23 protein-coding genes are annotated in these 26,622 nt (G+C 71.3%); 10 read left to right on the forward strand and 13 right to left on the reverse strand.

The window, feature by feature from the left end; translation table 11 throughout:
• Window positions 1-69: 69 nt before the first annotated feature.
• The 10 genes from VKA29_RS31040 to VKA29_RS31085 all read right to left on the reverse strand — a co-directional run bounded on the left by VKA29_RS31040 (window position 70) and on the right by VKA29_RS31085 (window position 9,955).
• A complete protein-coding gene (locus VKA29_RS31040) occupies window positions 70-1,302 on the reverse strand; it encodes an MFS transporter (RefSeq protein ID WP_324789333.1) in 1,233 nt (410 codons plus the stop codon).
• Window positions 1,303-1,381: 79 nt separating this feature from the next.
• Entirely contained in the window at window positions 1,382-2,134 is a 753-nt protein-coding gene (locus tag VKA29_RS31045) for a phytanoyl-CoA dioxygenase family protein (protein WP_324789334.1), read from the reverse strand.
• A 91-nt stretch (window positions 2,135-2,225) separates the two neighbouring features.
• Window positions 2,226-2,903 (reverse strand): TfuA-like protein, encoded by a 678-nt coding sequence (locus VKA29_RS31050; RefSeq protein WP_324789335.1) that lies wholly within the window; start codon window positions 2,901-2,903, stop codon window positions 2,226-2,228.
• The gene (locus tag VKA29_RS31055) at window positions 2,900-4,240 is read right to left on the reverse strand and encodes a YcaO-like family protein (RefSeq protein ID WP_324789336.1); all 1,341 of its coding nucleotides are present in this window, start codon (window positions 4,238-4,240) and stop codon (window positions 2,900-2,902) included. Before VKA29_RS31055 ends, VKA29_RS31050 begins: the two co-directional genes overlap by 4 nt.
• Complete coding sequence (locus VKA29_RS31060; RefSeq protein ID WP_324789337.1) at window positions 4,237-6,222, reverse strand: alpha/beta hydrolase family protein; 1,986 nt, start codon at window positions 6,220-6,222, stop codon at window positions 4,237-4,239. The genes VKA29_RS31055 and VKA29_RS31060 overlap by 4 nt, the downstream gene beginning before the upstream one ends.
• A 4-nt stretch (window positions 6,223-6,226) precedes the next feature.
• The gene (locus VKA29_RS31065; protein ID WP_324789338.1) at window positions 6,227-7,129 is read right to left on the reverse strand and encodes a JmjC domain-containing protein; all 903 of its coding nucleotides are present in this window, start codon (window positions 7,127-7,129) and stop codon (window positions 6,227-6,229) included.
• Window positions 7,130-7,133: 4 nt separating this feature from the next.
• Complete coding sequence (locus VKA29_RS31070) at window positions 7,134-7,898, reverse strand: JmjC domain-containing protein (RefSeq protein WP_324789339.1); 765 nt, start codon at window positions 7,896-7,898, stop codon at window positions 7,134-7,136.
• Between the two features lie 179 nt (window positions 7,899-8,077).
• Entirely contained in the window at window positions 8,078-8,203 is a 126-nt protein-coding gene (locus VKA29_RS31075; protein ID WP_324789340.1) for a hypothetical protein, read from the reverse strand.
• A 79-nt stretch (window positions 8,204-8,282) separates the two neighbouring features.
• Window positions 8,283-9,176 carry a transketolase family protein gene (locus tag VKA29_RS31080; protein ID WP_324789378.1) on the reverse strand — a complete coding sequence of 298 codons (894 nt, stop codon included), beginning with the start codon at window positions 9,174-9,176 and terminating at the stop codon, window positions 8,283-8,285.
• 59 nt (window positions 9,177-9,235) lie between these two features.
• Entirely contained in the window at window positions 9,236-9,955 is a 720-nt protein-coding gene (locus VKA29_RS31085) for a thiamine pyrophosphate-dependent enzyme (RefSeq protein WP_324789341.1), read from the reverse strand.
• A gap of 135 nt (window positions 9,956-10,090) precedes the next feature.
• Between VKA29_RS31085 and VKA29_RS31090 the strand changes: the two genes are divergently transcribed.
• From VKA29_RS31090 to VKA29_RS31100, 3 genes are all read left to right on the forward strand, one after another.
• Window positions 10,091-11,083, forward strand: a complete 993-nt coding sequence (locus tag VKA29_RS31090; RefSeq protein WP_324789342.1) for an aldo/keto reductase family protein — start codon at window positions 10,091-10,093, stop codon at window positions 11,081-11,083.
• An 18-nt stretch (window positions 11,084-11,101) separates the two neighbouring features.
• On the forward strand, window positions 11,102-11,635 hold the full coding sequence (locus VKA29_RS31095; protein ID WP_324789343.1) for a GNAT family protein: 534 nt from the start codon (window positions 11,102-11,104) through the stop codon (window positions 11,633-11,635).
• A 297-nt stretch (window positions 11,636-11,932) separates the two neighbouring features.
• Window positions 11,933-14,053, forward strand: a complete 2,121-nt coding sequence (locus VKA29_RS31100; protein ID WP_324789344.1) for a HEAT repeat domain-containing protein — start codon at window positions 11,933-11,935, stop codon at window positions 14,051-14,053.
• Window positions 14,054-14,203: 150 nt separating this feature from the next.
• On the opposite strand, the gene VKA29_RS31105 is transcribed toward VKA29_RS31100, so the two are convergent.
• Window positions 14,204-14,845, reverse strand: a complete 642-nt coding sequence (locus VKA29_RS31105) for an NADPH-dependent F420 reductase (RefSeq protein WP_324789345.1) — start codon at window positions 14,843-14,845, stop codon at window positions 14,204-14,206.
• Between the two features lie 312 nt (window positions 14,846-15,157).
• Here VKA29_RS31105 and VKA29_RS31110 point away from each other — a divergent pair, with 312 nt between their 5' ends.
• Both VKA29_RS31110 and VKA29_RS31115 read left to right on the forward strand, forming a co-directional pair.
• On the forward strand, window positions 15,158-16,444 hold the full coding sequence (locus VKA29_RS31110) for an amidohydrolase (protein WP_420718605.1): 1,287 nt from the start codon (window positions 15,158-15,160) through the stop codon (window positions 16,442-16,444).
• Window positions 16,445-16,654: 210 nt separating this feature from the next.
• Complete coding sequence (locus VKA29_RS31115) at window positions 16,655-17,362, forward strand: Crp/Fnr family transcriptional regulator (protein ID WP_324789346.1); 708 nt, start codon at window positions 16,655-16,657, stop codon at window positions 17,360-17,362.
• A 30-nt stretch (window positions 17,363-17,392) separates the two neighbouring features.
• Here VKA29_RS31115 and VKA29_RS31120 read toward each other — a convergent pair whose 3' ends face one another.
• Window positions 17,393-17,911 carry a Pycsar system effector family protein gene (locus tag VKA29_RS31120; protein WP_324789347.1) on the reverse strand — a complete coding sequence of 173 codons (519 nt, stop codon included), beginning with the start codon at window positions 17,909-17,911 and terminating at the stop codon, window positions 17,393-17,395.
• A gap of 429 nt (window positions 17,912-18,340) precedes the next feature.
• On the opposite strand from VKA29_RS31120, the gene VKA29_RS31125 reads away from it, so the two are divergent.
• The 3 genes from VKA29_RS31125 to VKA29_RS31135 are packed head-to-tail and all read left to right on the forward strand — an operon-like array spanning window position 18,341 to window position 22,656.
• A complete protein-coding gene (locus VKA29_RS31125) occupies window positions 18,341-18,991 on the forward strand; it encodes a DUF6338 family protein (protein WP_324789348.1) in 651 nt (216 codons plus the stop codon).
• A complete protein-coding gene (locus VKA29_RS31130; protein WP_324789349.1) occupies window positions 18,991-19,137 on the forward strand; it encodes a hypothetical protein in 147 nt (48 codons plus the stop codon). The genes VKA29_RS31125 and VKA29_RS31130 overlap by 1 nt, the downstream gene beginning before the upstream one ends.
• 3 nt (window positions 19,138-19,140) lie before the next feature.
• Window positions 19,141-22,656 (forward strand): CHAT domain-containing protein, encoded by a 3,516-nt coding sequence (locus tag VKA29_RS31135; RefSeq protein WP_324789350.1) that lies wholly within the window; start codon window positions 19,141-19,143, stop codon window positions 22,654-22,656.
• 90 nt (window positions 22,657-22,746) lie between these two features.
• Here VKA29_RS31135 and VKA29_RS31140 read toward each other — a convergent pair whose 3' ends face one another.
• Window positions 22,747-23,145: a VOC family protein gene (locus VKA29_RS31140; protein ID WP_324789351.1), complete on the reverse strand. Its 399-nt coding sequence runs from the start codon at window positions 23,143-23,145 to the stop codon at window positions 22,747-22,749.
• Between the two features lie 94 nt (window positions 23,146-23,239).
• Between VKA29_RS31140 and VKA29_RS31145 the strand changes: the two genes are divergently transcribed.
• Window positions 23,240-24,229, forward strand: coding sequence for a YafY family protein (locus VKA29_RS31145; RefSeq protein WP_324789352.1), 990 nt, complete (start codon window positions 23,240-23,242; stop codon window positions 24,227-24,229).
• Between the two features lie 684 nt (window positions 24,230-24,913).
• On the forward strand, window positions 24,914-26,521 hold the full coding sequence (locus tag VKA29_RS31150) for a hypothetical protein (RefSeq protein WP_324789353.1): 1,608 nt from the start codon (window positions 24,914-24,916) through the stop codon (window positions 26,519-26,521).
• Window positions 26,522-26,622: the final 101 nt, after the last annotated feature.

Raw genomic sequence — 26,622 nt, forward strand, 5'->3', positions numbered from 1 at the left:
CGATCCACCCGGCCGAGCCGCCCGGGGCCCGGACGCGTACGTACCGGTGTCCGCCCGACGGTGATCGCGCTACCGGGCGGATGCGGGAGCCAGGTCTTCCCTGCGGGCCCGGCGCACCGCGGGGGCGATCGCGGCCGTACCCGTGAGGAAGATCAGGCACAGGACGAGCCAGCCGTACGAGCCGTGCTGGATCACGAGGAAGGAGACCACGGCGGGTCCGACGGTCGCCTGGACGACCGTGTGGAGGTGGAACGCCCCCAGGTACTCTCCCCGCGCCGCCTCCGGGGCGAGCCCGAAGCCGAGGCCGAACGCGCTGGCGGACTGCCACAGCTCGGCGAACGTGACCAGGAGCACTGCCGTCAGGGCGGACAGGCCCGCGACCCATGCCGTCGTCGCGTTGCCGAGGGCCAGGGCGAGACACGCGACCACACTGATCAGACCCGCCTTGCGCGCCGCGCCGACGGAGCCGTCCAGGGTCTCGGAGCCCTTGGCGCACTTCACCTGGAAGAGCACGACCAGGATCGTGTTCAGCACGAAGACCACCGGAATGACGCTGCGGGGAATGTCGTCGCTGGTCACGAGCCACAGCGGGATGCCGACCATGAGGACCGCGCTGTGCAGGGCCAGCAGGCTGGAGGCGCCGATGACGCCGAGGAAGGGCATGTCCTTCAGCGCCCGGAAGCGGGACACGCGTTCCGTCCTGGCCGGCGAGGCCGATGTGGCGGGCAGCCGGAGCACGATTCCCGCCGCCAGCAGGAAGGAGAGGGCGTTGCCCAGGGGCAGGGCCTGCATCGCGGAGCCTCCGACGCCGATCACCGCGGCGGCCGTCAGGGCGCCGATCGAGAAGCCGATGTTGAACACCGAGCGCAGGGCCGCGCGGGCGCTGACCCGGTCGCCCTCCGGGACCAACTCCGCGATCAGCGTGTGGAACAGCGGACCGCTGCCCCATTCGAGCGCCCCCACCACGCCCACCACCGCGCAGAACGCGGGCAGCGAACCGACCGCCGGGTACAGGCAGTAGACCCCGCCGATGGCCAGGAGGGAGAGGAACAGCAGACGCCGGGCCCCGATCCGGTCGGCGGCCATGCCCATGAGCACACTGGAGACGAACCCGGACAGGCCCGCGAGGGAGAGGCCGAGGCCGACCTGGGCGGCGGGCAGGCCGGCCACCACGATGAAATAGACGGCCGAACCGGACGTGAAGACGCCGCCGCCCACGCTGTCGAGGAAGTGCAGCAGGGCCAGGGTCCTGGCCGGACCCTTCAGCGAGGCGTAGTTGGTGCGCACGAAAGAAGCGATCACGTTGGACTCCGTGGCATGTCGGTCGGTGTGCGGCCGCGCGGGCCATTCCTCGTGTGACCCGTCCGCAGGCGACCCGTTCTCACGGGAGCGGGGGGAACTCGTCGTCCGGGAAGGGGACTCCCGCGGTGGGGTCGGCCGGCTCGACGAGGGGTTCGCCGACGGGGCGTCTGCGCGGGTCGTAGAGCGTGTCGGCGTCCATGTAGACGACGACGTGGGCGATGCGCGGGTCGTCGGTGAGGTTCGGCGAGGCGCTGTGGGCGGTGAGCGAGTGGTGGAAGGTGCAGTCGCCCGCTCGGAGGGGGACGGTGACGCGGGGCTTCCAGACCAGCTCCGGAGCGGCCCGCATCAGGTTGTCGGCGTCCCGCAGGTCCTGGCGGTGCCGGCCGTCGAGGAGGTGCGAGCCGGGGATGAAGGTCATGCAGCCGCGCGTCGCGGGTACGTCGACGAGGGCGACCCAGGCGGACAGGGAGTGCCGGGAACCGAGGTGCGGCCAGTAGGGCTGGTCCTGGTGGAACTCGGTGGCGGCGCCGTTGTGCGGCTCTTTGATCATCAGGTGGTCGTGGTACAGCCGCAGCGGTATCCCGGCCAGGGCGGTGGCCGCGGCCGCCAGGACGGGGCTGAGGGTGAGCTCGCGCAGGGTCTCGTCCTGCTTCCACAACTGCATCACATGGGTGAATGCGGGATCGGGGGGAACGTCCTTCTGCCGTTCCCCGGCCGCCAGCGCGGCCTTGGCGTAGCGGGCGGCGTCGTCCGCGCCGATGATGCCGGGGATGCGGACGAACCCGTCGCGTCGGTAGGCGACTACCTGTTCTTCGGTCACGGAGTGGGGCATGCGTGCTCCTGCGTGGTCGGATTGGTCGCGGCCGTCCGCGGCGTGGACGCCGGTCCGCTGCCGACGGCGTGCGGAGGGCACGGTCCGTGCCTCAGGACGACAGCGCCGCGCGGACGGCTTCGAGGGCGTCGAGGCGCTTGCGGTCCCAGCGGTCGAGGTGGTCGGCGGCGAAGTGCTCCTCCAGATCCGCCACGGCGTCCGCGGGAAGCCCGAGCTTCCACCGCTTCAGCAGGACGGAGTGCCGTCTGGCCCGGAAATTCAGGGACCGCGCGATCTCCAGCGCGGTGTGAGCCTGTGCGGGGGAGAGACGCCCGTCCCCGACGCGCCGCGCCAGCAGCCAGCGGACGTTCACCAGGGGAACGGTGATGGGGGTGTAGTCCTCGGGGTCGTAGAGGAGAGCAACCTCGCCGTCGGACTCGATCGAGCCGTTCAGGTACCGCTCGTAGACCCAGCCGCTGCCGGTCATCCCGATCGTCCGGCACTCCACGGCCCGCAGGGCCCCCATCGAGGAGGCGCCGGTGAGGGGCTGCCCCGCGAACAGGAGGGCCCGCACCTCGGTCACGCTGACCGCGAGGCTCTGGCCGAACTCACCGTCCAGCATGACGATCCTGCGGGGTTCGGCGCCGATGAGGGCCGCGAGGTCGTGCCGGCGGACGGGCGGGCGCAGGTCGAGCGTCCGGTCGCGCTCCCCGGCGAGCCGGCGCAGTTCCGCGAGGTCCGCCGGGCGCAGCGAAGGGCCCGCGAACACCGTGACGGTGGCGGCTTTCATGACAGGGGCTTCGCGAGTCCGGCCCGCACCATCTCGCGGTGCAGGCGGGTACCCAGCCGGGCGGGGTCGTTGTGGTGGACCTCGAGTCCGGGAACGATCGCCTTGGTGACGGAGAAGGGAAGGCCGTCGGGGGCCAGCTCCGTCGCGAACACCAGCGGCAGCCCGGCCCGTCGAAGTCCGGCCAGGACCCTTTCGAGGTCGCCGTCCGTCGTACCGGTGCTCGCGCTCTCGATCACGTCGAAGTCCGCCGTGGGCCGTCCGCCGCTCCACGACCGGTACATCTCCTGGAGCGCCTCGTAGGACGAGTGCCGGCGGTAGGCCTGGCCCGTGAAGTCCTCCCGTGCGCCCGCGATCACCGCGAGTCTCGACTGCGCAGCCTCCGTCAGCGCGCGGGTCACCGCGACGACCGGGTCGAGGTGGCAGCCCGCGCCGCCGTTGAAGAGCATTCCGTCCCCGGCCTGGGTGTCGTCGGTGGTCGCGAAGAAGGTCGGCACCCCGATGTCGTTGACGTAGGCGAAGACCTGGACCTCGATCCCGATCCGGTGGAATCGCCCGAGCAGTTCCCGGGCGGCGTCCGGCAGCGAGGACAGCCGGATGTTCCAGCCGCTCTTGAGGGTCTCGCCGAACGCCGTGCAGTCGTGCTCGACGGCCTCGAGCAGCCCGTGCAGCAGGGCTTCCTGCGGGCTGTTGCCCACGGCGAGACCGATGGTGTTGGAACGGAACATCCCGCACTCGTTGGGGAACGGGACGAAGACCGCGAGGGCGGGCACGAGGACCTCGACGTCCGATTCCAGTTCCCGCACCGGCCACCAGCCGATGGACGCGTCCTCGGTCCAGGTGTGGCCCCGCTTGAGGATCAGCCGCCGCGGGTCCAGTACCGGGACACCCGACCCGCGCAGCTCGGCGTACGAGGCCCGGAGCGCGGGCTCGCCCGCCCGCTGCTCGCACCAGGTCCGCTCGATCGCCTCCATCATGGCCGACACCCGGGCCGCGGCCGGGGTCATGCCCTTGCCGCTGGTCACCGTGTTGAGCCCGGGTGCCGCGGTGGGACGGAAGCTGTTGAAGACCGGGATGCCGAGGTCGTCGAGCTCGGTGACGTCCGCGATCCGGGTGATGCCGCACCGGGTGAAGGAGGCCCGGGCCAGTGCCTCCGTGTCCTCCAGCGTGCGCGTGCGCAGCGAGGTGCCGCAGGCGGTGACCGGTGCGTCGCCGACGGGCGGGAACCAATGGGTGCGGTCCGGACTCGCCGGCAGGCCCGCGGTGAAGCCCGCGGGAGCACCACCCGTCGGGGTGCCGGTCCGGGCACCCGGGGGGACGTCCGTGTGAACGATCGTCATCTGACGCTGAGTTCCTTTCCGGCTGATCGGCCGCCGAGCGTCTCGCGACATGTCCGGGCCACCCATCGGTGCCAGGCGGCGGCGTTCGCGGGCCTGAGGATGCTGTGCCTCTCGTCCGGGACGAGCATGAGTTCGACGTCCACGCCCCGGGCGTCCAACGTCCGGTACATGGCGCGGGATTCGCCGACCGGTACGTGGGTGTCCTCGCACCCGTGGGACAACAGCACCTTCGTCCGCAGCGGGATCGCCTCCAGCGACAGGCTTTCCGAGCGGTAGGCGGGCGACGACTCCGGCGGACCGTACTCGCGCAGCCAGTGCCAGTGCAGATCGCACGCGCGTGCCACCGCGGGGAAATCGGCCCAGCCGCAATGGCTGACGATCAGGCGCGGCTCGCTCAGGAGCGTGCCCAGGGCCAGCGCCAGGAAACCCCCGAAGCTCGCCCCCATCACCGCCACCCGGCCGGCGTCGAGACGCGGATCGAGCAGTGCGTCCGCGACCTGCTCGGCGGCCACGGCGGCCACCTCGGAGGTCCACTTGCCCCATCCCCGGTCGACGGCGTCCTGGCCGTACCCGACGGAGAGGGGCGGGTCGGGCATCAGCACCGCGTATCCGTCGGCCACGAACGGCCACGGGTTCCACCGCCAGGACCAGTCGGTCCAACTGAGCATCGGTCCGCCGTGGCACCAGACCAGCACGGGCAGTTCCCGGTCGACTTCCTCGGGCAGGCAGAGCCAACTGCTCCACTCGGCCCCGTCGGACGCCTTGTGGGTCAGGCGCTCCATCCGGCCCCGGGGGGCGGCCGCGGCCGCCGGGGCGAAGATCTCCGTCCGGGGCGGGTCCGGCGTGGCGAGCGGGAGGGAGACGACCGAGGGGGGCGAGTCGATGGAGGAGCGAACGACCAGCGCCTCGCCCGCGCGGGCCGTCACGGACAGGACCGAGCCGCCGACGTCGATCCGCGTGACGGCGTCCTCGTCGACGCGGACCCGCCACAGGTGGCGCCGCCCGTCCTCCTCGCCGCTGCACAGCAGGGTTTTCGGGTCCTGCCAGGCGCGGGGCCGGAGCCAGTCGCGGTGCTCCCGGCCGACCTTGCGCACGACGAGGCCGTCGCTCGACACCAGGGCCGCTTCCTGGCGCGGTGCCGTCCCGGGCACCGCGATCCGCTCCGCGGTGCAGGCGAACCAGGCGCCGTCCGGGGAGGCGATCGTGTCGCTCAAGTCGTCGTCGGCCCACACCTGTCGGGCGTCCCCCGGCGCGCCGGGGGAGAGGAGGAGCAGTCCATGGCGACGGTGTCCGCCGGGAAGGAAGCGGACCAGTCCGGCGGCGCAGCGGCGGCCGTCGGGAGTCAGGGCGAGCTGGCCGGACAGCAGGGTGTTCCGGTCGAGGGGCGTGCTCAGCAGTTCAGGGCCGGGCGCGTCCTCGTCCAGGGACACGGTGACCAGCTTGAGCACCTCGGTGCCGAACCGGTGGCCGGAGCGGGGCCAGAGGTCGCCGCCGAGGGTCACCGCGGTCAGGCCCTTCCGGGCCGACTCCGCGCGCAGGGCGCGGTCCGCGGGGAAGGAGTCCGCCTCGGCGTGGACCCAGACGGCCGCCACGGCCGTGCGACCGGCGGCGGCATAGCAGACCACGTCGCGGGCGGTGCCGAGCAGCGCCTCCGGCTCCCGTCCCTCGCGATGCCGCCAGAGCGACCGGCCGCCGACGGGATGGTCGGCTCGCGGGCGCCGGTCGGAGAGGAACAGGTAGTCGTCGTCGCCGAGGACGGTCACCGCCGAGGCGCCCGCGTGGGCGTGCCGCAGGGTCGGCCCGTCGTCGTCGAGGGAGTAGCCCAGCACGAAGGGAACGAGGTCGGGACGGTTCTCCCGCTCCATGTCGGATTCGACCAGAAGACGGCTGCCGAGCCGGTGGGCCGACTTGATCCGTTGCTGCGCCCTGATGAGGTCGAACAGGGCGCTCCCGGCGGTGCCCTCGGTGGTGGGCTCGCTCACGGTCCTACGCCCTGCCTTCGCGTTGCCGCAGTCGCACCGCCTGCTGCGCCAGCGCCGCGGGATCGTGGCCGGCCAGATGGGCGCGCAGTTCGGTGCGCAGCCAGGCGGCCTTCTGCGCCGGGGACCGGAAGTGGTGCGAGCCCGCGATCTCCGCCGCGGCGGAGCCCTTGAGGAACTGCGCCAGGGCCAGTTCGGCGAGATCACGGGCCGTGGGCTGCTGGAGGGAGATCACCAGGTGGAGGGAGTCGGCGTCGTCCGGGGCTGCGCTCCGGGCCCGTCCCGCCGGGACGTAGAGGACCTCACCGGCCCGCAGAACGGTCTTCGAAGCGTGCTCGCCCTCACCCACGACCCAGCGGGTCCGTCCGTCCAGTTGCACGACGAGGCTGTGGGCGCCGTCGACCCGGGCGGGCACCCCGTCGGATCCGGCGGCGCAGAGGTAGGCGTCGGCGCCGGCCTGGGCACGGCATTCGCCGCGGAGCGCGTCGACCAGGGCGCCGATCCCGGCGTTCCAGTCCTCCAACTGGCGCAGCACGAACACGTGGCCGGAGGCGACCGACTGCCGTACCGCGGCCGGCTTGGCGTATCCCGGGCGGGGTTTGGTCTGGACGATCCGGGTCTCCGAGACGCCCGCGGCCGTGGGAGTGGCGTCCTCCCGCAGGACACCGAAGTAGGGGACGATCAGCGCGCCGCAGTCCAACTCGCGCCAGACGTCCGCCGTGGAGAGCAGCGCCTTGGCCGGCTCGCAGGTGAACGTGGCCGTACGGTTGCCCCACACCTCGGCGAGGAACGCGTCGGCGTCACCGACGAGGTCGGCGAGGTTCGCGGGCGCCCGAGTGGTCCCCTCGCTCCGCCGGGTTCCCTCCGCTCGCGTGGTGCCGTCCGTGCGTGGGGGAGTGTCGGTCGTCATCGGTTCAGGCCCTCCGGTTCCGCATGCGTGCCACGGCCGAGTCCACGAGCGTGTCCGGATCCGTCCGGTCCAGGTGGTCCAGCAACGCGCTCGTCACCGCCTCGGCCTTGTCCTCCGTGCGGAGGCCGGAGGTGGCGGTCTCCAGCCGGTCCGCCTCGTCGCCGAAGCTCTCCATCAGGGACTCGACGAGCTCCAGCGGAGACGGTTCCGTGAGGGTGAGGGTCAGGTGGAGCGAGGTGCCGGTGCGGGCCGTCGCGACGTGGGGGATGCCATGGGGCAGGTACAGCACGTCCCCGGGCTCCATGACGAAGGAGTGGGAGTGGCTGTCGGCGTCCAGGTCGGGCAGGAGCCCGCCACGGGAGTCGACTTTGTCCGGGGTGTCGTAGATGCGCCACTCCTTGGCGCCCGCGATCTGCAGCGCGAGCACGTGGGAGGGGTCCCGGTGCGGAAGCATGCCGGTGTTGTCGCACGGGGTGTAGAAGACGTAGGCCTTGAGCTCGGCGGGGAGCCGGCTCTCGATCTCGTCCATGAGCTGTCGCGTCGGCAGGTGCCAGTCCTCGAGCTGGCTCAGTTTCATCGTGGCGCCGCCGTCGAGGAGCCTGCGGATCTTCCGTGCGTCGGCGAAGCCGCTCACGCCCTGGCCGCGGACGTTCCTGGTCCGGGTGAAGTCCGAGATGGCGGGCTGGATCCCCTCCTTCAGGAGCATGAAGTACGGCCAGCGGAGCAGGCCCACGTCCAATATTTCCTGAATGGCTGTCTCATCCAGCATTCCCGCGACGGGCGAGGCGTTTTTGAACAAGCCGTGTTTCTTGTTCCAGAAGGCCCCCATGAGATCGACTTCTTCAATGAGGCGGGTAAGCGGATGCACGTTTCCCACGAGAATCCTTGTCGGTCAAATGGAACCGTTCGGAGGCGGCCTGCACGAGGCCGTCTCCGAACGGTACGCTGTCAGGCCTCGTTGATGACGCCGACGACCATCGGGCGCTCGTGATCGGAAAGCTCCGCGATCTCGGCCTCGGCCTCGTTCATGATGACCTCTTCGTCGGTGGCGGCGAGCTTGTCGTTGATGGACATCGGATCCCCTTTTCCGTCGGTGCCTGTTTCCCGTCGGATGACGGGCCGTCGAGTATTAGATAAGAGGGCGCATGGCGCGTCAAGGGGACAGGAATGACGTGATTCGCTGACGCATCCCCGCCGGGCCCAAACCGTACGCGATGGCGTGCTGGCGCGGTGATCCGTAGTTCCTCAATTCGTCCTTGGCGACCCCGAGCGCGAGGATTCGGTGCGGTTTTTCGGTCAGGGCGTCGGATATTTCGGCCGTCGACGTACCCGCGAGATAGGGCTCGACCAGCACGACGGATGCCACCGCTTTTTCGCCTACCGCGGCGCGTAATCCCTCGGCGTCGAAGGGGCGGATCGTGGCTGCGTACAGGACGGTGACGTCCAGGTGCGCGGTCGCCTGGAGCACGGAGTCGGCCAAGGGTCCCACCACGACGACGGTGGCCTGTTCTCCCCGGCGCAGGACCCGGAATCCCGGCCCCGAACGCAGACCGTACGGCTCGGCGTTCGACTGGTTCGACAGGCGGACGTAGACGCGTCCGTCGCCCGTCGCGGCCTCGCGCAGTTGGGCCTCGGCCTCGTCCGGGTGGCCCGGCACGTGAATGGTCCAGTGCGGCAGCGTCGACAGCAACGCGACGTCGCCGGGCGACTGATGGGAGCGGCCGCTGCTCGCCATGTCGTAGGAGGCGCCGGCGCTGACCAGGACCGCGCCCACGTCCTGGTGGTTGAGGTCGAGTTTGATCTGCTCGAAGGGCCGCTCGACGAGGAAGGGGGCGAAGCTGTGGGCGAACGGCCGCATTCCCGCCAGCGAGAGGCCGCCCGCCACGCTCACCAGCAGTTGTTCCCTGATCCCCAGGTTGAGCACCCGGTCGGGATGGTTCCTCTTGGCGGTGCCGAACAGACCTGCGGTGAGGTCGGCGGTCACCAGGGCGAGGTTCTGGTGGAGATCCAGCAGTTCCGTCGTGACGTCGACGAAGCGCTGGCGCATGACGCCGGCCAAGGGCACTCCTCTGGATGGCTGGGGGATCGGGCTGGGGGATCGGGGAGTCAGCGGTCGGCCGCGGCGCCGACGTCGGCGACGACCAGGCCGGGACGGCCGGGGTGCGGGGTGGTGAAGGCCTTCTCCAGTGCGTCGTGGTCGCGGCCGTCGACCCGCTCGGTCCACCAGCCCTCGACCGCGAACCGCGTCTCCAGACCGCCGGGCCAGCCTTGTGTCGCCGAGTGGTTGTCGATGACCACGGCGTTCAGCCGGTCCAGACCGGCGCGTCCGGCGTAGGCGACCGCTTCCTGATTGGACCCCTCGTCGAACTCGCCGTCGCCGAGCAGGACCCAGACGCGGGAGTCGGTCAGTCCGCGGGCCCGCAGACCCAGTGCCGTCCCCACCGCGAGGGGCAGGCCGTGTCCGAGGGATCCGCTGGAGATCTCGACGCCGGGCACCAGTGCCCGGTCGGGGTGGTAGCCGAGGGGGGACCGGAACGCGCCGAACATGTCGAACAACTCGGGTTCGAAGAAGCCCTTGGCGCACAGCACCGCGTAGTAGGCCTGCGGGCCGTGGCCCTTCGACATGTAGAACCGGTCGCGGTCCTCGCTCATGTCCGGGTCGACCCGCAGGACCCGGTCGTAGAGCACCCACAGCGCGTCCACCGTCGAGGTGGCGGCCTCGGAGTGCTTCTCGTCCCCGGTCATCCTCGACATGAGTGCCGCGAGGTCCCGGAACCCGGACGTGCCCGGCCTGACGTCCCGTAACCGGGTCAGCTCATCCCGCATCAGCATCCTCTCGAAGGCCAAGCGAGAACGTACCCCGGTCCTGATCGGTTTCGAACGGGTATTTCCAGGTTGGCTGAATCAGGGCGATCGGATCACGCCGTTGGCTGATTCGAGCCGGGCGTACACTGCCGAGCCATGAAGCATCGATCACTGGGGCGCAGCGGGCTGAAAGTCAGCGAAATCGCCTATGGAAGCTGGATCAGCTATACAGAGGGCTCCGCCGAACGAATCGCCCGGGAGGCGCTCGAACAGGGAATCACCACCTTCGACACCGCCGACGTCTATGGCGGAACCCGAGCGGAAGTCGTGCTCGGTCGCGCTCTGGGGAACGTGCGCCGGGAGTCCGTCGAAATATCGACCAAGGTCTTCTCGCCGATCGGTCCGGGACCGAACGACCGGGGTCTGTCCCGTAAACACATCATGGAGGCGGCGCACGGCTCGCTCCGACGCCTGGGAACCGATTACATCGATCTTTATCAGGCGCACCGCTTCGACGAGCGGACCCCGCTCACCGAGACCCTGCGCGCCTTCGACGACCTGATCCGGCAGGGAAAGGTTCTCTACGTCGGGGTGTCGGAATGGACGGCGGCACAGATTTCCGAGGCCCTCCGGCTGGCCGACCGGATGGGACTCGACCGGATCGTCTCCAACCAGCCGCAGTACAACCTGCTGTGGCGGGTCATCGAGGAGGAGGTCGTCCCGCTGTGCGAACGCGAGGGAATCGGCCAGCTCGCATGGTCACCGTTGGCCCAGGGGCTGCTGACCGGTAAGTACCTGCCGGGTACGCCGCCTCCCGCCGGATCACGTGCCGCAGGCGTGGCCGCCTCCCAGTTCGCCTCGGGGGCGCTGACCGACACCGTGCTGAAACGCGTCGCCGAACTCGGCGAGGTCGCCTCCGACCTCGGCCTGACCCTGCCCCAGATGGCCATCGCCTGGGTGCTGCGCAACCCGAACGTCGCGTCCGCGATCGTCGGCGCGACCAAGCCCGAACAGATCGCCCAGAGCGCCACGGCCTCCGGGATCGAACTGGACGACGAGACCGTCGAGCGCATCGACCGCATCCTCGACCCGATCATCGAGCGCGACCCGCGCAAGACTCCCTCGCAACCCACCGACTACGGCAACTGACAAGGCGGCAGAGCACCCGTGACGTCCACGTCCATCCGCTTGATCGATCCCTCCGACGGCCCCGCGCTGGCCGAGTCGCTCGCCCGGGACAGGCAGGCGTACAAGCGCTGGATGCCCGCGAGGCCCGAGGAGTTCTACACGCCCGAAGGGCAGACCGCGGTCATCGAGTCCCTGCTGGAGTCCCATGGCAAAGGGATCACCTGGCCCGGCGCCGTGGTCTTCGACGGGGCCGTCATCGGGCAGGTCACCATCGGCTCCATCCTGCGCGGCCCGTTCCAGAAGGGGTTCCTGGGCTACTGGATCTCCTCCCGCCACCAAGGACTCGGGCACACGAGCCGCGCCGTCGGGCTGGCACTGCGGATCGCCGAGGAGGAACTGGGCCTGCACCGCCTGGAGGCGCACACCCAACTGGAGAACCTCGCCTCCCAGGCGGTCCTGCGCAAGCACGGATTCCGTTCCTGGGGCGTCGCCCACGAGCACTTCTACGCCGACGGCGCGTGGCGCGACGAGGTGTTCTGGGAGAGGAAGCTGAAGGACGGGCCCCCGCGCTAGCAGGTGCGTTGTCCGGACAGGTCGGTGACGCGGCCGGCTGGTGGCCGGCCGCCGACGCCGGGTGGGCCGGTGGCCCCACCGCCGCCCGCCGGAAACCCGGCCCATCGGCTCCCATCGGCTCCCGCCTCCACGGCAGCGGCCGTCAACGCCGGGCAGTCCGCCGACAGCACCTCGGTTCCGGCCGCGTCCGGGCGGTGAGGCACCGTAGACGCCCGATCGCCCCGCCCCGGGCCGGGGCCGTACGGCCCCGGCCCGGGAACGCTCCTGTTGTCAGTGCTGCCTGGCATGGTGTGGATCATGTTCGACGGACTTCATGACATCGACTGGGCTTCGATGGAGCACGCGTACGGCTCGGCCGAGGAGGTACCGGCGCTGCTGACGGCGCTGCGCTCCCCGGACGCCGGGAAGCGCCGCAACGCCCTCGACCGCTTCTACGGCGCGGTCCATCACCAGGGCAGTGTGTACCCGTCCACGGCAGCCAGTCTGCCCTTTCTGTTCGAGCTGGCCGCCGACGGTGCCACGCCCGACCGGGCCGTCGTCGTGGCGCTGATGGTCAGTATCGGCCGGGAGTCCCTCGACCAGGGCTTCGAGGACGACGGCAGCGAGATCGAGTACTGCCCCCCGATGGGCTGCGCCCAGGCCGTCGCCTTCCTGCGTGAACGGGGTGCCGAGTTCGCGGGACTCGCCCGCGACCCCGACCCGGAGGTGCGTCTGGCGGCGATTCCCGGGCTCGGGCTCTTCCTCGACGACACCGACCGGGCTGTCGCCCTGCTGCGCGAGCGGCTGGCCGCCGAGGAAGGCATCGCGGCGCGGCTGCGGATCCTGGATGCGGCGGCCGCTCTGGCACTGCGTCTGCCGGCGGCCTCCCGCCAGGTGAGGGACTGGCTCGCCGGGCTCGCCGCCGACCCGGCCCAGGGCTCGGCGACCCGGCTCGCGGCCCTGGTCCAGCGGGCACGCTGCGCCCCGGACGAGATCGGCGAGGACATGGTCCCGGCCGCCGTCGGCCTGCTGCGCGAGACCGCCGGCGCCCTGCCGGTGCGGCCCGTCGCACCGGCCCCGAGCCGCCCGGGGCCACCCGCGGACGGCGTTGCGCCCCAGATAGCCGCCGCCTTCGAGGATCTCGACCGGCACACGCGCGTGTACGCACCGACCACGGCCCTGCTGCGTACCTTCCACGAAGCCCTTGGGGCCCGGGTGCCCGAGCGCACCACGGTGCTGGCCGAGCAGCTGAGCAGCCCCGACCCCGGCTCGCGCCTGGACGCGGTGCGCATGTGCGGGGAGCTGATGCGCACCTGGCGCGGCGATCACACCCGGCTGCTGATGCTGGTCGCCGACCAGCTCGCCACAGCCGACGAGGAGGTCGCCGCCGAGGCGGCTGCCGTCCTGGAGTTCTGCCACCCGATCGCCGCCCCGGCCCGGGAGGCACTCGCCGCGCACGTCGACGCCCAACGCGCGGCGCACGGCCCCCAGGTATGGGCCGCAGCGGAGGCGCGGCTGCGCAGAAGCCACCAGGAGGCCGTCCGGGCCCTGGCGCGTCTCGGCGACAGGCGTGCGCTGCCGAGTCTGCTGGCCGCGCTGGACAGCGATGTCGACGCCTGGCGCGCCGTCCAGGTCGCAGGGCATCTGCCGCGGTCGGCGGAGTTGGTGCCCCGGCTCGGCGACCACCTGCGCCGGATCGACTTCTCCCAGCAGTGGAACGAGATGAGCGCCAACGCGATCCTGACCGCGCTGGCGGCGCTGGGCGACCCGGCCGCGGTACCGGTGGTCGCGGACACGCTCGGCGCCGCGGTGCGTCATGAGCAGCACGGCGTCACGCGATCAGCCCTGAAGGCGCTGGGGGTGTTCGGCCCGGCCGCGGCCGGCGCACAGGAGACGATCCGGTCGCTGACCACCGCCACCGACGCGCACGTACGGCCTGCCGCCGTCGCCGCGCTGTGGGCCGTCGGCGGCGACCTGGCCGAGGTCATGCCGCTCCTGCTCGTGCTCCTCGACGACCCGATCACCTTCCGGATCAACGACGCGGCGGATCTGCTCGGCGAGATCGGCCCGCCCGCCGCCGCCGCACTGCCGCGCCTGCGAAACCTCCTGACACACGACTACGAATGGGTCCGGGTGCACAGCGCGGCCGCGCTCTGGGAGATCGGCGGCCGGGCCGAGGCACCAGCCGTCCTGGACGCCTTGCTACAGGCCATGTCCCAGAACGCCGCGACGGCCAATCACGCCGTTGCCTGCCTCGACCGCATGGGATCCCTCGCGGCCCCGGCCCTGCCGCTGCTCCGCGAGCAACTGGCCCAGCCCCGGCGCGGCGGCAGGTTCCAGAGCATCGAGCACGACGAGGCACTCCAACGGGTCGGCCGTACGCTCGTCACCCGGCTCGATCCCCCAGCACCGGGAGCACCTGGCCCGCGACCGGCCTGAGCCTGCGCCGCCCCTCCGCCACCGGCTCGTCGGGCTCGGGACATCGGCAGTCCTCGGGGTCTCGGCAGTCCTCGGGGTCTCGGCAGTCCTCGGGGTCTCGGCAGTCCTCGGGGTCTCGGCAGACCTCTCGTCGCGGGGACCGGCCGGCTGTCACGGCAGGATCGCAATGGCGCTCGACCAGTTCAGGCCAAGCCGTTCCTGTGACGCCATGTGCAGGAACTGGAAGGCCTCCAGCTCGCGTGCCCGGCGCAGCGGTCCTACGTCCAGGGGGCGCAGCCCTGCGGAGGAGACCAGGTCCGTCACGGCCTGTTTCGCTGTGTCGTCGTCTCCGGCGATGAAGACGTCCAGTGGCCGTCCGGCCACCTGTCCTGTGGTGAGTGGCCCGGCGAAGGTGGTGTTGAAGGCTTTGACCACCCGGCTTTCCGGCGCGGCGGTGGCGATCTGTTCGGCAGCCGAGGTGCCGGGAGGTACGACGAGTGAGTCGAACGTGGTGAAATCCACCGGGTTCGAGATGTCGACGACGATCCTCCCCGCCAGGGCGCCGTGCCACGCTTCGGCAATGTCGCGTCCGGCCGGATGAGGCACGGCGAGCACCAGGATGTCGGAATCAGTCGCGGCATCGGCGTCCACCGCCGCGACATCCGCTCCGGGGACCGCCTGGCGCAACGCGGTGGCCAGGTCCTGGGCCTTGGCCGGTGTGCGATCGTGCAGACGGACGGAGTGCCCGCCCGTCAAGGTCCGAGTACCGATACCGCGGGCCATGTTGCCGGCACCGACGATGGTGACGATCATGCGTGGCTCCTCGGTGGACGTCATATGCCGTCCACCCTCACATCCCCCGACGGACGCTGCCACCGGGCCGCCCTCTGCCGGCTGACGCCGCAGGCCAGGCCCGTCCGGCAGAAGCGGCCCTACCGCTCTGCCCGGGGGAGGAGGGCCAAGAACACCGAAGGGCGCCGAGATCCGCGGCCACACGCTGCTCCATGCCCGCCTCCTTGCTCCCGGGGCCCGGAGTCACTGATTCGCCCGCGACCCTGCCAAGATCCGATAGAGAGGCCCGAGCTGGGTACTCGCCCGTCGCGGCGCCCGCTCGGCGCGGCAGGAATGGGACGGTATCCCGTGACGACATCACCCGATACAGCTCAGCGGGTCCTGGCAGGGCTGGACGCCGCCCTGGTGCAGAGGCTGGAAGCGCTGTACCGGGATCTGCACGCTCACCCCGAGCTGTCCTTCGAGGAGCACCGCACGAGCACGACGGTCGCGCGCCGTGCCCGGGAGTTGGGTTACGAGGTCACTGAGGGGGTGGGGCGGACCGGTGTGGTGGCCAGGCTGGTGAACGGTCGGGGCCCCGCCGTGCTGCTGCGCGCCGACTTCGACGCACTGCCCGTGACCGAGCGGACCGGGCTGCCCTACGCCTCGACGAACCGAGGCGTCATGCATGCCTGCGGGCATGACGTGCACGCCACATGTCTGCTGGGCGCCATGGCACTGCTCGCCGCGGCACGCGACGAGTGGTCGGGTACGGTCCTGGCCGTGTTCCAGCCGGCCGAGGAACTGGGTCAAGGGGCCCGGGCCATGGTCGACGACAACCTGTACGCGCGCTTCGGCACACCGGACATCGTCCTCGGCCAGCATGTGATGTCGATCCCGACCGGCACCGTCGCCTGCCATCCCGGTCTCGCCTTCGCCGCCACCGACGCCCTCAGAGTGCGCATGTTCGGGCGCGGGGCCCACGCCTCGATGCCGGAGGCGGCGATCGACCCGGTGGTGATGGCGGCCTCGACCGTGATGCGGCTGCAGACCGTGGTGTCCCGGGAGATCGCGTCCAAGGACCGCGCCGTGGTCACCGTCGGCGCCCTTCAGGCCGGCACCAAGGACAACATCATTCCGGACGAGGCGGAACTGCAGTTGAACATCCGCACCCACACCCCTCAGGTGCGGGCGACCGTGCTGGACGCGGTGGAGCGGATCGTGCGCGGTGAGGCGGCGGCCGCCGGAGCGCCGCAGGATCCCGAGATCGGCACCATGCACACCTTCCCGCTCATGGTCAACGACGAGGACGCCTGCACCCGCACCATGTCCGCCATCGGTGACGTGATCGGCCGCGACCGGCTGACCGACCCCGGCGCCTCCTCCGGCAGCGAGGACGTCGGCATCTTCGGCACCAGCGCGGACGTCCCGGTGTGCTACTGGCTGCTCGGCGGGATCGATCCGGACCTGTACGCGAAGGCCGACGCCGCAGGCATCAGAAACCGCGACATCCCGCAGAACCACTCACCGTTCTTCGCACCCGTCATGCAGCCCACACTCGTCATCGGTGTCACGGCGCTGACCGCCGCGGCCCTCGCATGGCTCGGCCCGGCCCCGTACCCGACGCCACCGTCCGCATGACCGGCTGTGCACCCTCGACGGTGCCGCAGTCGTCGTGATCACCGCAGGGGTGAACGAGAGGGCCGGCGGCGCCACCGACCGGTCCGGTGGTCAGGCCCGGTTCGAACCGGCCGAGCACCCGAACGGGTAGAGAACGGCGAGTTGGACTTTGTGCGCACGGTCACGATGATGACCGGCACGCCCAACGCGGACAGAAACGGGGAAGCACACATGGACGCGCCGACCGGATCCGAAGAATGGCCCGCGCGCAGCCTGCTCGGGCTGCTGCCGCTCCCGGCCCGGCGGGAGCTTCTCGGACTGGGCACCCGGGTACGGTTCGAGGCGGGAGCCGTGCTCCTCAGCGAGGGAATGAACGAGCAGCACGTACTGCTGCTGCTGTCCGGTTTCGCCAAGGTCACCGCGACCGTGGAGAACGGTGAGAGTTCACTGCTCGCCGTCAGGGCGGCCGGGGACACCGTGGGCGAGATGGCTTCGATGACCGGCGCTCCGCGCTCCGCAACGGTCACCGCCTGCGGTCCGCTGACCGCTCGAGTACTGCCCAGCGGCGTATTGCGGGAACTGCTTCAGCGCCGCCCGGAGGTCTCCATGACCCTGACCGCCGTCGTCGCCGAACGGCTGCGCTGGGCGAACCGGCGGCGGTTGGACTTCCGCGGATACCCGGCGAAAGTACGTCTGGCCCGGCTGCTGGTGGAACTGGCCGCCTCCTACGGCTCGCCGGTGGCCGGCGGCGTGGCCGTCAGCTGCCGGCTGACGCAGCCGGAGTTGGCCACCCTGGTCGGCGCTGCCGAGACCACCGTCCACAAGGTCCTGCGTGAACTGCGCGACGAGGGTCTGCTGAAGACCGGTTACCGCGCCACCGTGATCCGTGACCTGCCCCGGCTCAGACGTCTGGCGGACCTTGCGGACGAACCACGGTGAACGGCACGGGGGCCTCCCCGCGGCCGCTGCTCAGACGACCACCCGCAGCAGTACGACCCCCAGCCCACCGCTCACCCCCATGACGGCCGTGCACATCACCGCCGCCGCCAGCCAGCGGTACTTGCGTACCGCCACGCGCGCGAGGAACCGTACGGTGCGCGAGAACTCCTGCCGGTCCGCCGCCTCGTCGACACCCCTTCCGTCGGCGGGCAGGATGTCCGGCCCGTTCGCCAACTGGACGAAGCTGTAGCGGTTGGGGGCCGGATGCCTCAGCATCCGCGGGCACAATGTGGCCGCCAGGCTCACCACACCGCTGACCAGTCCGCAGACGAACAGGGCCAGCAGCACACCGGCGAACACCCCGGCCGCGCCGCCCCGTTCCCAGGCGAGCACGGCCCGCTGGGTCCACGCCCCCGCCGTGCCGGTCAGCGCCGCCTGCGCCGCCGCCAGGATGCCTGCCTTCGCGTCCGCGTGCTGGTGGGTCGTGTGCAGCGCGGTGAACATGTACCGCGCGGGACGATCGCCGGGTTCCTGACGAGCGGACGCCATGATGGTCTCCTTCGGGCGACGACGGTGTGTTCCGTCCGATACAGCCAGTAGGCCCCGGACGCGCCGCCCGAACCAGGCACTTCTGCGGGTTCTCGGCACCTGGAACGCGTCGGGAGTCCCGGCAGGCCGTACGCACGGCCGACAACCGGTGGCGCCCGGTGCCGGACCAGGCAGTTCCGTTGCTCCCGCCGCCCCGGGCATCGCCCCGTACGCCCTGCGGCGGACCCCATCGGCCCCAGCCGTCGTCGGCCACGTCCGCGCGGCCGCAGCACAGAGCCCCGTCCCGCAGATCGACAGGATCGTGCGGGCCGGCGCCGCCGAGGCCGGCCCACTGCCTCCCGGTGGCCGCGGAAAGGGTCGTTCTGCCTACCGCGGAGACGCAAGCCAGTAGCCTGACCGAGCGGAGTCCGTGAGACATGGGGGTGGTGAGTGCAGGCGCCTGCGACCGTCGTGCAACTCGCTCTGCTCGTCCTTCTGGTGCTGCCCGGGGTCACCTATCAGTTCGTCCGGGAACGCCGCCGTGGGCCGGTGCCCGGTGAGCGTGACCTGGGTGAGCGGGTGCTGCGGGCGATCGTCGCCTCGATCGCGCTGGACGCCACGTACGCGGTGGTGGCGGGGCCGGCGCTGGTCCGCCTGGCTCGCGGCGCCGGCGGCGGCTGGGACGGCTTCGTGGAGCGGCCGCGCGTGGTCGGCTTCGTCGCCCTGGTGCTGTTCCTCGTCGTGCCGGCCGCGGCGGCGGTCACCGTCTCCCTGGTGGATCGGCAGCGGCGCAAGTCCCGGTTCCTGCGCACGCCCAGCGCCTGGGACCACGCGTTCCGCGACCGCGAACCGTGCTTCGTGCGCGTGCGGCTCAAGGACGGCAACTGGGCGGGCGGCTGGTACGGCAACCGGTCGTACGCCTCCTCGTACCCCCACCCGGCCGAGCTGTACCTCGAATCGGCGCGCGTGATGGGCGCCGACGGGGCGTTCGGCGCGCGCGTGCACGGGACGGCGGGCCTGCGGCTGCGGGCGGAAGACTTCGACGTGCTGGAGTTCGTCGAAACCGGAGAACCGGCGGCCGTGCCGGGGGAGGAGCGATGATGGCGCACGAACCCGAGCTCACGCCCGAAGAGGCGGCGCTGCTGCAGGAGGCCACGGAACGCGGCTACACCCCGAAACGCGCGGTCGCCGAGCCGGACGAGGCGCCCGGCGGCCCGGCCGGCACCTCGAACGGCAACGAGGACTGACGCGTGGGCGGTGGGCCCGCGAACGGTCCGGCCGAGCGGTTCTGGGAGGCGTTCCGGGTGGCCCGGCACAGCGCGGACCCCGCGTCGGTCGAGAAGGCGATCGACCTCGGCCGTGCCGTGCTGGCCGCCGAGGACGTGGCCGAGCGCCGCTCGGTCCTGTCCGATCTCGGGGGCCTGCTGCAGACCCGCTACCACCAGACCGGAGACTTCGAGTTCCTGCGGGAAGCCGTCCGCAACGTCATGGAGGCCTACGTCCTGACGTACGAAAGCCCGGCGGACTCGGCCGGCTACGCCAACAACATCGGCATGCTGCTGCACACCGCGTTCCAGCAGAACCAGGACCGTGGCACCCTGGCCGACGCGCTGCACTGGAGCCGGACGGCCGTCGACGAGGAACCGTCCACGAAGAAGGCGTCCTACCTGAACAACCTCGTTGTCGCGCTGCGGACGGCGTTCACCGTGACGAAGGACCTCGCCCCCCTGGCGGAGGCCGCCGAGCACGCGCGGGCCGCCGCCGAATGCTCGCCCGATGACGCGTCCACCGCCAGGAGTCTGCACTTCCTCGCCGTCGTCCTGCGCGACTGGTCCCGTGAGACCGGGGATACCGGTGTCGTGGAGGAAGCCGTCGACGCCGCGCGGCGAGCGGTGGAACTCACGCCGGCCGGGTCGTCCGACGTGCTCGACCGGTTGAAGATCCTCGGGTACCTTCTCGACGACCACTACCGGGCTCGCGGAGCGCGGGACGATCTGGCCGAACTGCTTCGGGTCCGGCAGACGCTGGTGGCCCACACCCCGGTCACCGATCCGCGGCACTCGCAGAACCTCGTCGAGCTGACGACCACGGAACGAGAATGGGCCGCGCTCACCGGCGAGCGCCCGAAACCGAACAGTGGCTGGGAACGCGCCGACGGCGAAGCCGAAATGTGCGGCCGGTACGCCGCCGAGTTCGAGCAGACCCGGGACCCGGCCCTGCTCGAGCGGGCGATCGAGCTCGGGCGTTCGGCGGCGGCGAGCCCCGCCGGGCACCCCCGTCGGGGCGTGTGGCTGGACCACCTCGCCACGGCGCTGGCCACCCGGGGTGAAGCGTTCGGGGACCACGCCGCGCTCGCGGAGGCCGTCGTCATCGAGCGGGAGGCGGTCGCGTGCACGTCGGCGGACCAACCACTGCGGGCCCAGTTCATGGGCAACCTCGCCGTCAACCTGAACTCGTTGTTCCACGCGACCGGAGACCTGGCCCACGTCATGGAGGCGATCGACGTCGCTCGCCGTGCCGCTGGGGCCACGGCCGGGCAGGGCGAGCACCTGCGTGCGCTCGGGATCCTCGCCGTCATGCTGCACCACCGGTACCGGGTGACCGGCGAGCTGCAGGTGTTGTCGGAGGCGGTCGACCGTGCGCGGGAGTCCGTCCGCCTCGGCGCGAGCCCGGTCGCCGGGCAGGCCCAGCGGCTCTCCAACGCCGGCGCCATACTGTCCGACTGGTTCATCAGGACGGGCGAGGCGAGCGTGCTCGACGAGGCGATCGACGCGCACCGCGCGGCCGTGGACGTGACGGCGGACGACGCCCCGGGCCGGGCAGTGCGGCTGGCCAATCTCGGCGGTGTGCTGGGGATGGCGTACGAGAGGTTCGGCGACCGGAACGCGTTGCGGGACGCGATCGCCGCGCGTCGCGCGTCCGTGGCCGCGACTCCGCAGGACAGCCCGGACTGGCCCCGGTACACCGCGAGCCTGGCCGCCGTGCTCGGCGACTGGTGCACGCACCCCGTCGCACCCGCCGTCGCGCGACGGGATCCGCCGGATCCGCAGGTCCTGGCCGAGGCGGTCGGCCTGGCCCGGAGCGCGGTGCAAAGGCCCGAGCAGGACGCCTATTCCCGGGCGGGTTTCCTGACCCGCGTCGCCAACGTCCTGGCGCTCGGCTTCCGGCACCTCGGCGACGGCGACGCGCTGACCCAGGCACTCGGCTGCTACCGGGAGGCCGCAGCGTCCGCAGGATCGCCGACGGAGAGCCGGGCCGAAGCGGCGGACCGGTGGGGCGATCTGGCGGCCGAGGCGGGGCAGTTCGACGTGGCCGCCGAAGGGTACGCCACCGCGGTCCGGCTGCTGCCCAGGCTCGCCGGGCGCCGCCTCGGCCGCGAGGACGCCCAGTACTGGCTCGGCCGGTTCGCCGGGGTCGCCGCCGACGCGGCCGCGTGCGCGCTGGCCGTCGGCGACGAGGTGAGCGCGGTCACCCTGCTCGAATCGGGACGCTGCGTGCTCGCCGCCCAGGCACTCGACAGCCGCGGCGATCTATCCGACCTGCGCGAGCGGGCGCCCGAGCTGGCCGAACGCTTCCGGACGCTCACCGCGGAGTTCGAAACCGACACCACGAGCGACCGCGTGGCCCTCGCCGACGAGCTCGACGCCGTGACCGACCGGATCCGCGCGCTGCCCGGGATGGAGCGGTTCCTACGGCCCCCGCTGCTCACCGACCTCACCGCGCAGGCGCACGAGGGCCCGATCGTGTACGTCAACGTCAGCCGGCACCGGTGTGACGCGCTGATCATCACTCCTGACGGGGTCCGGTCACGCGCGCTGGACCGGCTGAGCGAAGAGACCGTGAGCCACCGCGTACGCGCTCTGCACACCGCGTTCACGGAGGGGCGGCTGGCCGCCGAACAGACGATCCATGACACGCTGGAGTGGCTGTGGGACACCATCGTGGGCCCTGTGCTCGGCGAACTGGGGCTGACGGCGGAACCGGCGGCGGACGGTCCGTGGCCACGGATCTGGTGGGCCCCGGTCGGGCCGCTCAGCCTGCTCCCCCTGCACGCGGCGGGCCACCACCGCGACGGCGGACCTGTGCTCCTCGACCGCGTCGTCTCCTCGACGACGCCGACGGTCCGCGCCCTGGGTTACGCCCGCGCGGGCCGCCGCGACGACCGGAACGAGCCGCGGCTGCTGGTGGTCGCGATGCCGCACACTCCGGATGCCCCGGACCTGCCCGGCGCACAGGCCGAAGCCGACCACCTGGCCGCTCTCGTACCCGGCGCCACGGTCCTGGTCGGCGCGGAGGCGACTCGTGACGCCGTTCTCGACGCCTTGCCGGCCGGCGGCTGGGCGCACTTCGCCTGCCACGGGTACAGCGACCCGGACAACCCTTCGGACAGCCACCTCGCGCTGCACGACCACGACCGCGCGCCGCTTCGGGTGCTGGACCTCTCCCGGCTGCGTCTGCGGAACGCGGAGTTCGCGTTCCTGTCGGCCTGCGACACGGCCCGCACCACCGCGCGCCTGTCCGACGAGGCGATCCACCCGTTGGCGGCTTTCCAGACAGCCGGTTTCTCCCAGGTGGTCGGCACGCTCTGGCGCGTCGACGACATGGTGGCGCCGGCCTTCAGCCGACAGCTCTACGGCGAGCTGATCGCGGACCGATCCGGTGCGTTGTGCGCCTCGGCGGCGGTCCACCGCACGGTCAGGCAGCTCAGGGCGAAGTATCCGAACCTGCCGTCGGTGTGGGCCGCATACGTCCACGCGGGCGCCTGATGACGCGCACTCCGTCGTATCGCAGGTCGATCCGCAGCCGACTCGGCCAACTGCGTCGGTAGCCGCCCTCGGCATCCGCTGCGCGTGGCGTCAGCGTGCGAACTTTTCGATGGCCGCCGGGGTGACGGGGGTGAAGAAGTTGACGAGGTTGCCGTCGGGGTCACGGAACAGCAGCGACCGATTGCCCCAGGGCATCGTGGTGGGCCCGGCGACGAAGTCGGTGACGAAGCCGGTCAGGTTCTGGTGAACGCGGTCCACGTCGTCGACGAGGAACTCGGTGATCACGCTGCGGTTGTCCGCCGGGCGGGCGGAGCCCGGGGCGAACAGCGAGACCGTGCGGGTGCCGGCGATCGCGAGGGTGGCGCCCGCGGTCCTGAGTTCGGCGAAGTCCTCGGTGGCCCACGTCGCCCGCCCCCCTGTGGCTCGCTCGTAGAAGTCGACGAGGCGCGCTACGTCGCTGGTGATGATGCGGATCGAGACGAAGTCCATGGGAATCTCCTTGGCTGTGCTGGAGGCGTGCACGTCGCAGGCTAGGAGAAATAGTGGACAGAACCGGTCCTGTATTCGCGTTAGGCTGGCGGACATGCCCCGACCCACCGGCCGCGTACTGACACTCCTGGAGCTGCTGCAGTCGGGCGGCACCCGGACGGTGGCCGAACTCGCCGACCGGCTCGGCGTCGAAGGGCGCACCGTGCGCCGGTATGTGGACCAGCTGATCGACCTCGACGTGCCCGTGGAATCGGTGCGCGGCCGCTACGGCGGCTACCGGCTCGCCCCCGGGTACCGCTTGCCTCCGCTCATGCTCAGCGACGACGAGGCGCTGGCCGTGCTGCTCGGCCTGGTCGCCGGCCGCCGGGCAGGGCTGACGACGACGCAGCGCACGGCGAACGAGACGGCGTCGGCCAAGATCCGGCGGGTGCTGCCCAAGCACATCGCCCGTCGGCTCGACACGCTCCTGGAATCCCTCGCCTTCACGGATCAGCCCGGCGAGTCGGCCCACCCGGACGCCGGGATCCTGCTCACCATCGCCGATGCGGTGCGCCATCGCCGACCGGTCTCGATCCGCTACACCGACCGTGACGGACGGCGCAGCGAACGCACGCTGCACGCCTACGGGATCGTCGCCCATGCGGGCCGGTGGTACGTCACGGGCCAGGACGCCCGGATCGGCGAGGACCGGACCTTCCGGCTCGATCGCATCGCGGACGCGCGGACCCTGCCCGGCTCGTTCGAGGCGCCCGTGGGTCCCGGTCCGGCGCAGCGCGTGTTGTCAGGGCTGGCCACGGCCGAGTACCGGCATCAGGTGACCTTGCGGATCCACGGGACGGCCGAGCAGATCCGCGCGCACCTCCCCGTCGGCGTCGCGAGCCTGGAGGAGCACGAGCCCGCGGCCGGAGAGGACCGGGCGACCGAACGCTGGCTGCGCGTCGAGCTGCGGGCGGAGCGGCTCGACTGGTTGCCTCCGGTACTCGCCTCACTCGGCCGGCCGTTCGTCGTCGAGCGCCCCGATGAACTCCGCGACCTCGTCATCGCGCTCGCCGATCGCCTCACGTCGTACGCCCGCCGAGCCTGACCGCGAGAACCGATGTCACGAGATGGCACGGCCAGGGGGCCGGGCCGTGCTTCGTCGTCGGGTTTCGCGGAGGTGGTGGTCGATGGACCGGTATGCCCGGGCCCTGACTCAGCCTTGGCTCATCAGGGAGAATCCGATTGGTGACCACGACAAACAATTGAGCTTTGATTAACGCTTCTTGGACGAGCATTTTCTCGAACTTGGTCGGCTTCGGTGGTGTGTTGTGCAGAGAAAGGATCCGGAAGGGGCACGCGGAGTGCCACCGCCGTATCTTCCGGTGTGCTCGTCAACTGAGCCTGAGCTGCAACGATTTGATGGAAAGTCACAATGCTGCGGCGGCTGCACGGTGCCGTGACCGTCACTTCGGGCCGTCTGCCCCCGCCTTCCTGTGTAAAGGCTCAGCATTTGCGTTGACCTGGACCCGTCAAGCCTGCTTTGCTTCTCCGCGTCAGACAGGTCATCACCAATTCGGGCAGCTGAAAGCGGCAGTGTGAACCCCTTCTCACTGTCTGTTTATTCGTCCGGTTCAGGACGGGAGTTCCTTGGCGGACAGCAATGCACGAAACCGGCGTCGACCGACGGCCGGAGCCGGTCCGACGGGTGATGGCCTCGTCGAACACCCCGTGCAGCTCACCCCCGCCGCACCGACGGCGGAGGTTCGTGCCAGAAAGGTTCCCATCACCCATGGGTCATCCCCACACCCGCGGCGCAGTCCGAGCAACCCTGACCGGTCTCGCGTCGCTGTCCCTCCTCACCGGTGCGGTAGTCGCCTCCATCCCCCAGGCGGCAGCAGCCCCCCAGGCCGCGGCCCACACGGCGAGACCCAACCCCTACAGCCCGGCCTACCAGCACCCGTACCGCCACGGTGTCATACCGACCATCCAGCGGAACGCCAAGATGAAGTCCTGGGCGGCCGACCAGCCGGCCGCCGCCACGGCGACCGGGTCGCAGACGCTCTCCTACGGCGGCGGCGTCGACGGCATCGGCGTCCAGAGCGGTCACTCCAAGGTCTACCTGGTCTTCTACGGCTCGCAGTGGGGCACGCAGAGCACCAACAGCAGCGGCGACGCCACGTTCTCCGGCGACCCCGACGGCGCGGCCCCCGTCGCCCAGGAGATGTTCAAGGACATAGGCACCGGCAACGAGCGGTGGTCCGCAGATCTCACCCAGTGGTGTGACGGGCCGAACGTGTCCTCGGGCGCCACCAGTTGCCCGTCCAACGCGGACTTCATCCCGTACCAGAGCGGCGGCGTGCTGTCCGGAGTGTGGTACGACAACTCGGCGGCCTCGCCGAGCGCCGCGACCGGGCACCAGCTCGGCGCCGAAGCCGTCAAGGCAGCCGGACACTTCGGCAACACCACCGCCGCGTCCAACCGGGACGCGTACTACGTCATCCTCTCGCCGCACAACACGAACCCGGACAACTACCAGGGCCAGTACTGCGCCTGGCACGACTACAACGGCGACAGCACGCTCTCCGGCGGGCCCGTGTCCTCCTCCTACGGGGACATCGCGTTCAGCAACCAGCCGTACAACATGGACTCCGGTTCCGGCTGCGGTGTCGGGTTCGTCAACTCGCCCGGCACGCTGGACGGCTGGACGATGACGCTCGGCCACGAGTGGCAGGAGATGATGTCCGACCAGAATCCGGCAGGCGGCTGGACCAACCACACCGGCAGCTCGTACGACGGCCAGGAGAACGCCGACGAATGCGCCTGGCTCTCGCCCGGCACCACCGGCGGAGCGGCCAACGTCACGATGGGCACCGGCACCTTCGCCGAGCAGGCCAGCTGGTCCAACGACACCAACAACTGCGCCATCACCCACGCGATCGTGGGCGGCGGTGGCGGTACCGGCGGCAGTCTCACCAACGGCACCTTCGAGACCGGCAGCCTGTCCGGCTGGACCACCAGTGGCACCGCCTCCGCCACCACCTCGGCGGCGCACAGCGGCAGCTACGGCGCGACGGTGGGCTCCACCGGTCCGACGAACACCTCCTCGGTCTCCCAGTCCTTCACCGCCCCGTCCGGCACCAGCAAGATCTCCTTCTGGTACGACGTCACCTGCCCGGACACGGTGAGCTACGACTGGGCGACGGCCACCCTCCAGGACACCACGGCGGGCACCACCACGACGCTGCTGGCCAAGACCTGCACCCAGGGTGCGGGCTGGAAGCAGGTCTCCGGCACCGTCACCGCGGGCCACAACTACACGCTCACCCTCACCAACAAGGACGACAACTACGCGGGTGACGCGACCTACACGTACTACGACGACGTGACGGTGTCCTGACCTGCCACGCCGTACGGTGGGGGCGAGCCGGTGGCTCGCCCCCGGTGGACAGCCCCCGGTCGTCGACGAGCCGCTCGCGACAGCGCTTCTCGGGACAGCGC

The organism is Streptomyces sp. H51, assembly GCF_035656535.1.
Lineage (GTDB): Bacteria > Actinomycetota > Actinomycetes > Streptomycetales > Streptomycetaceae > Streptomyces.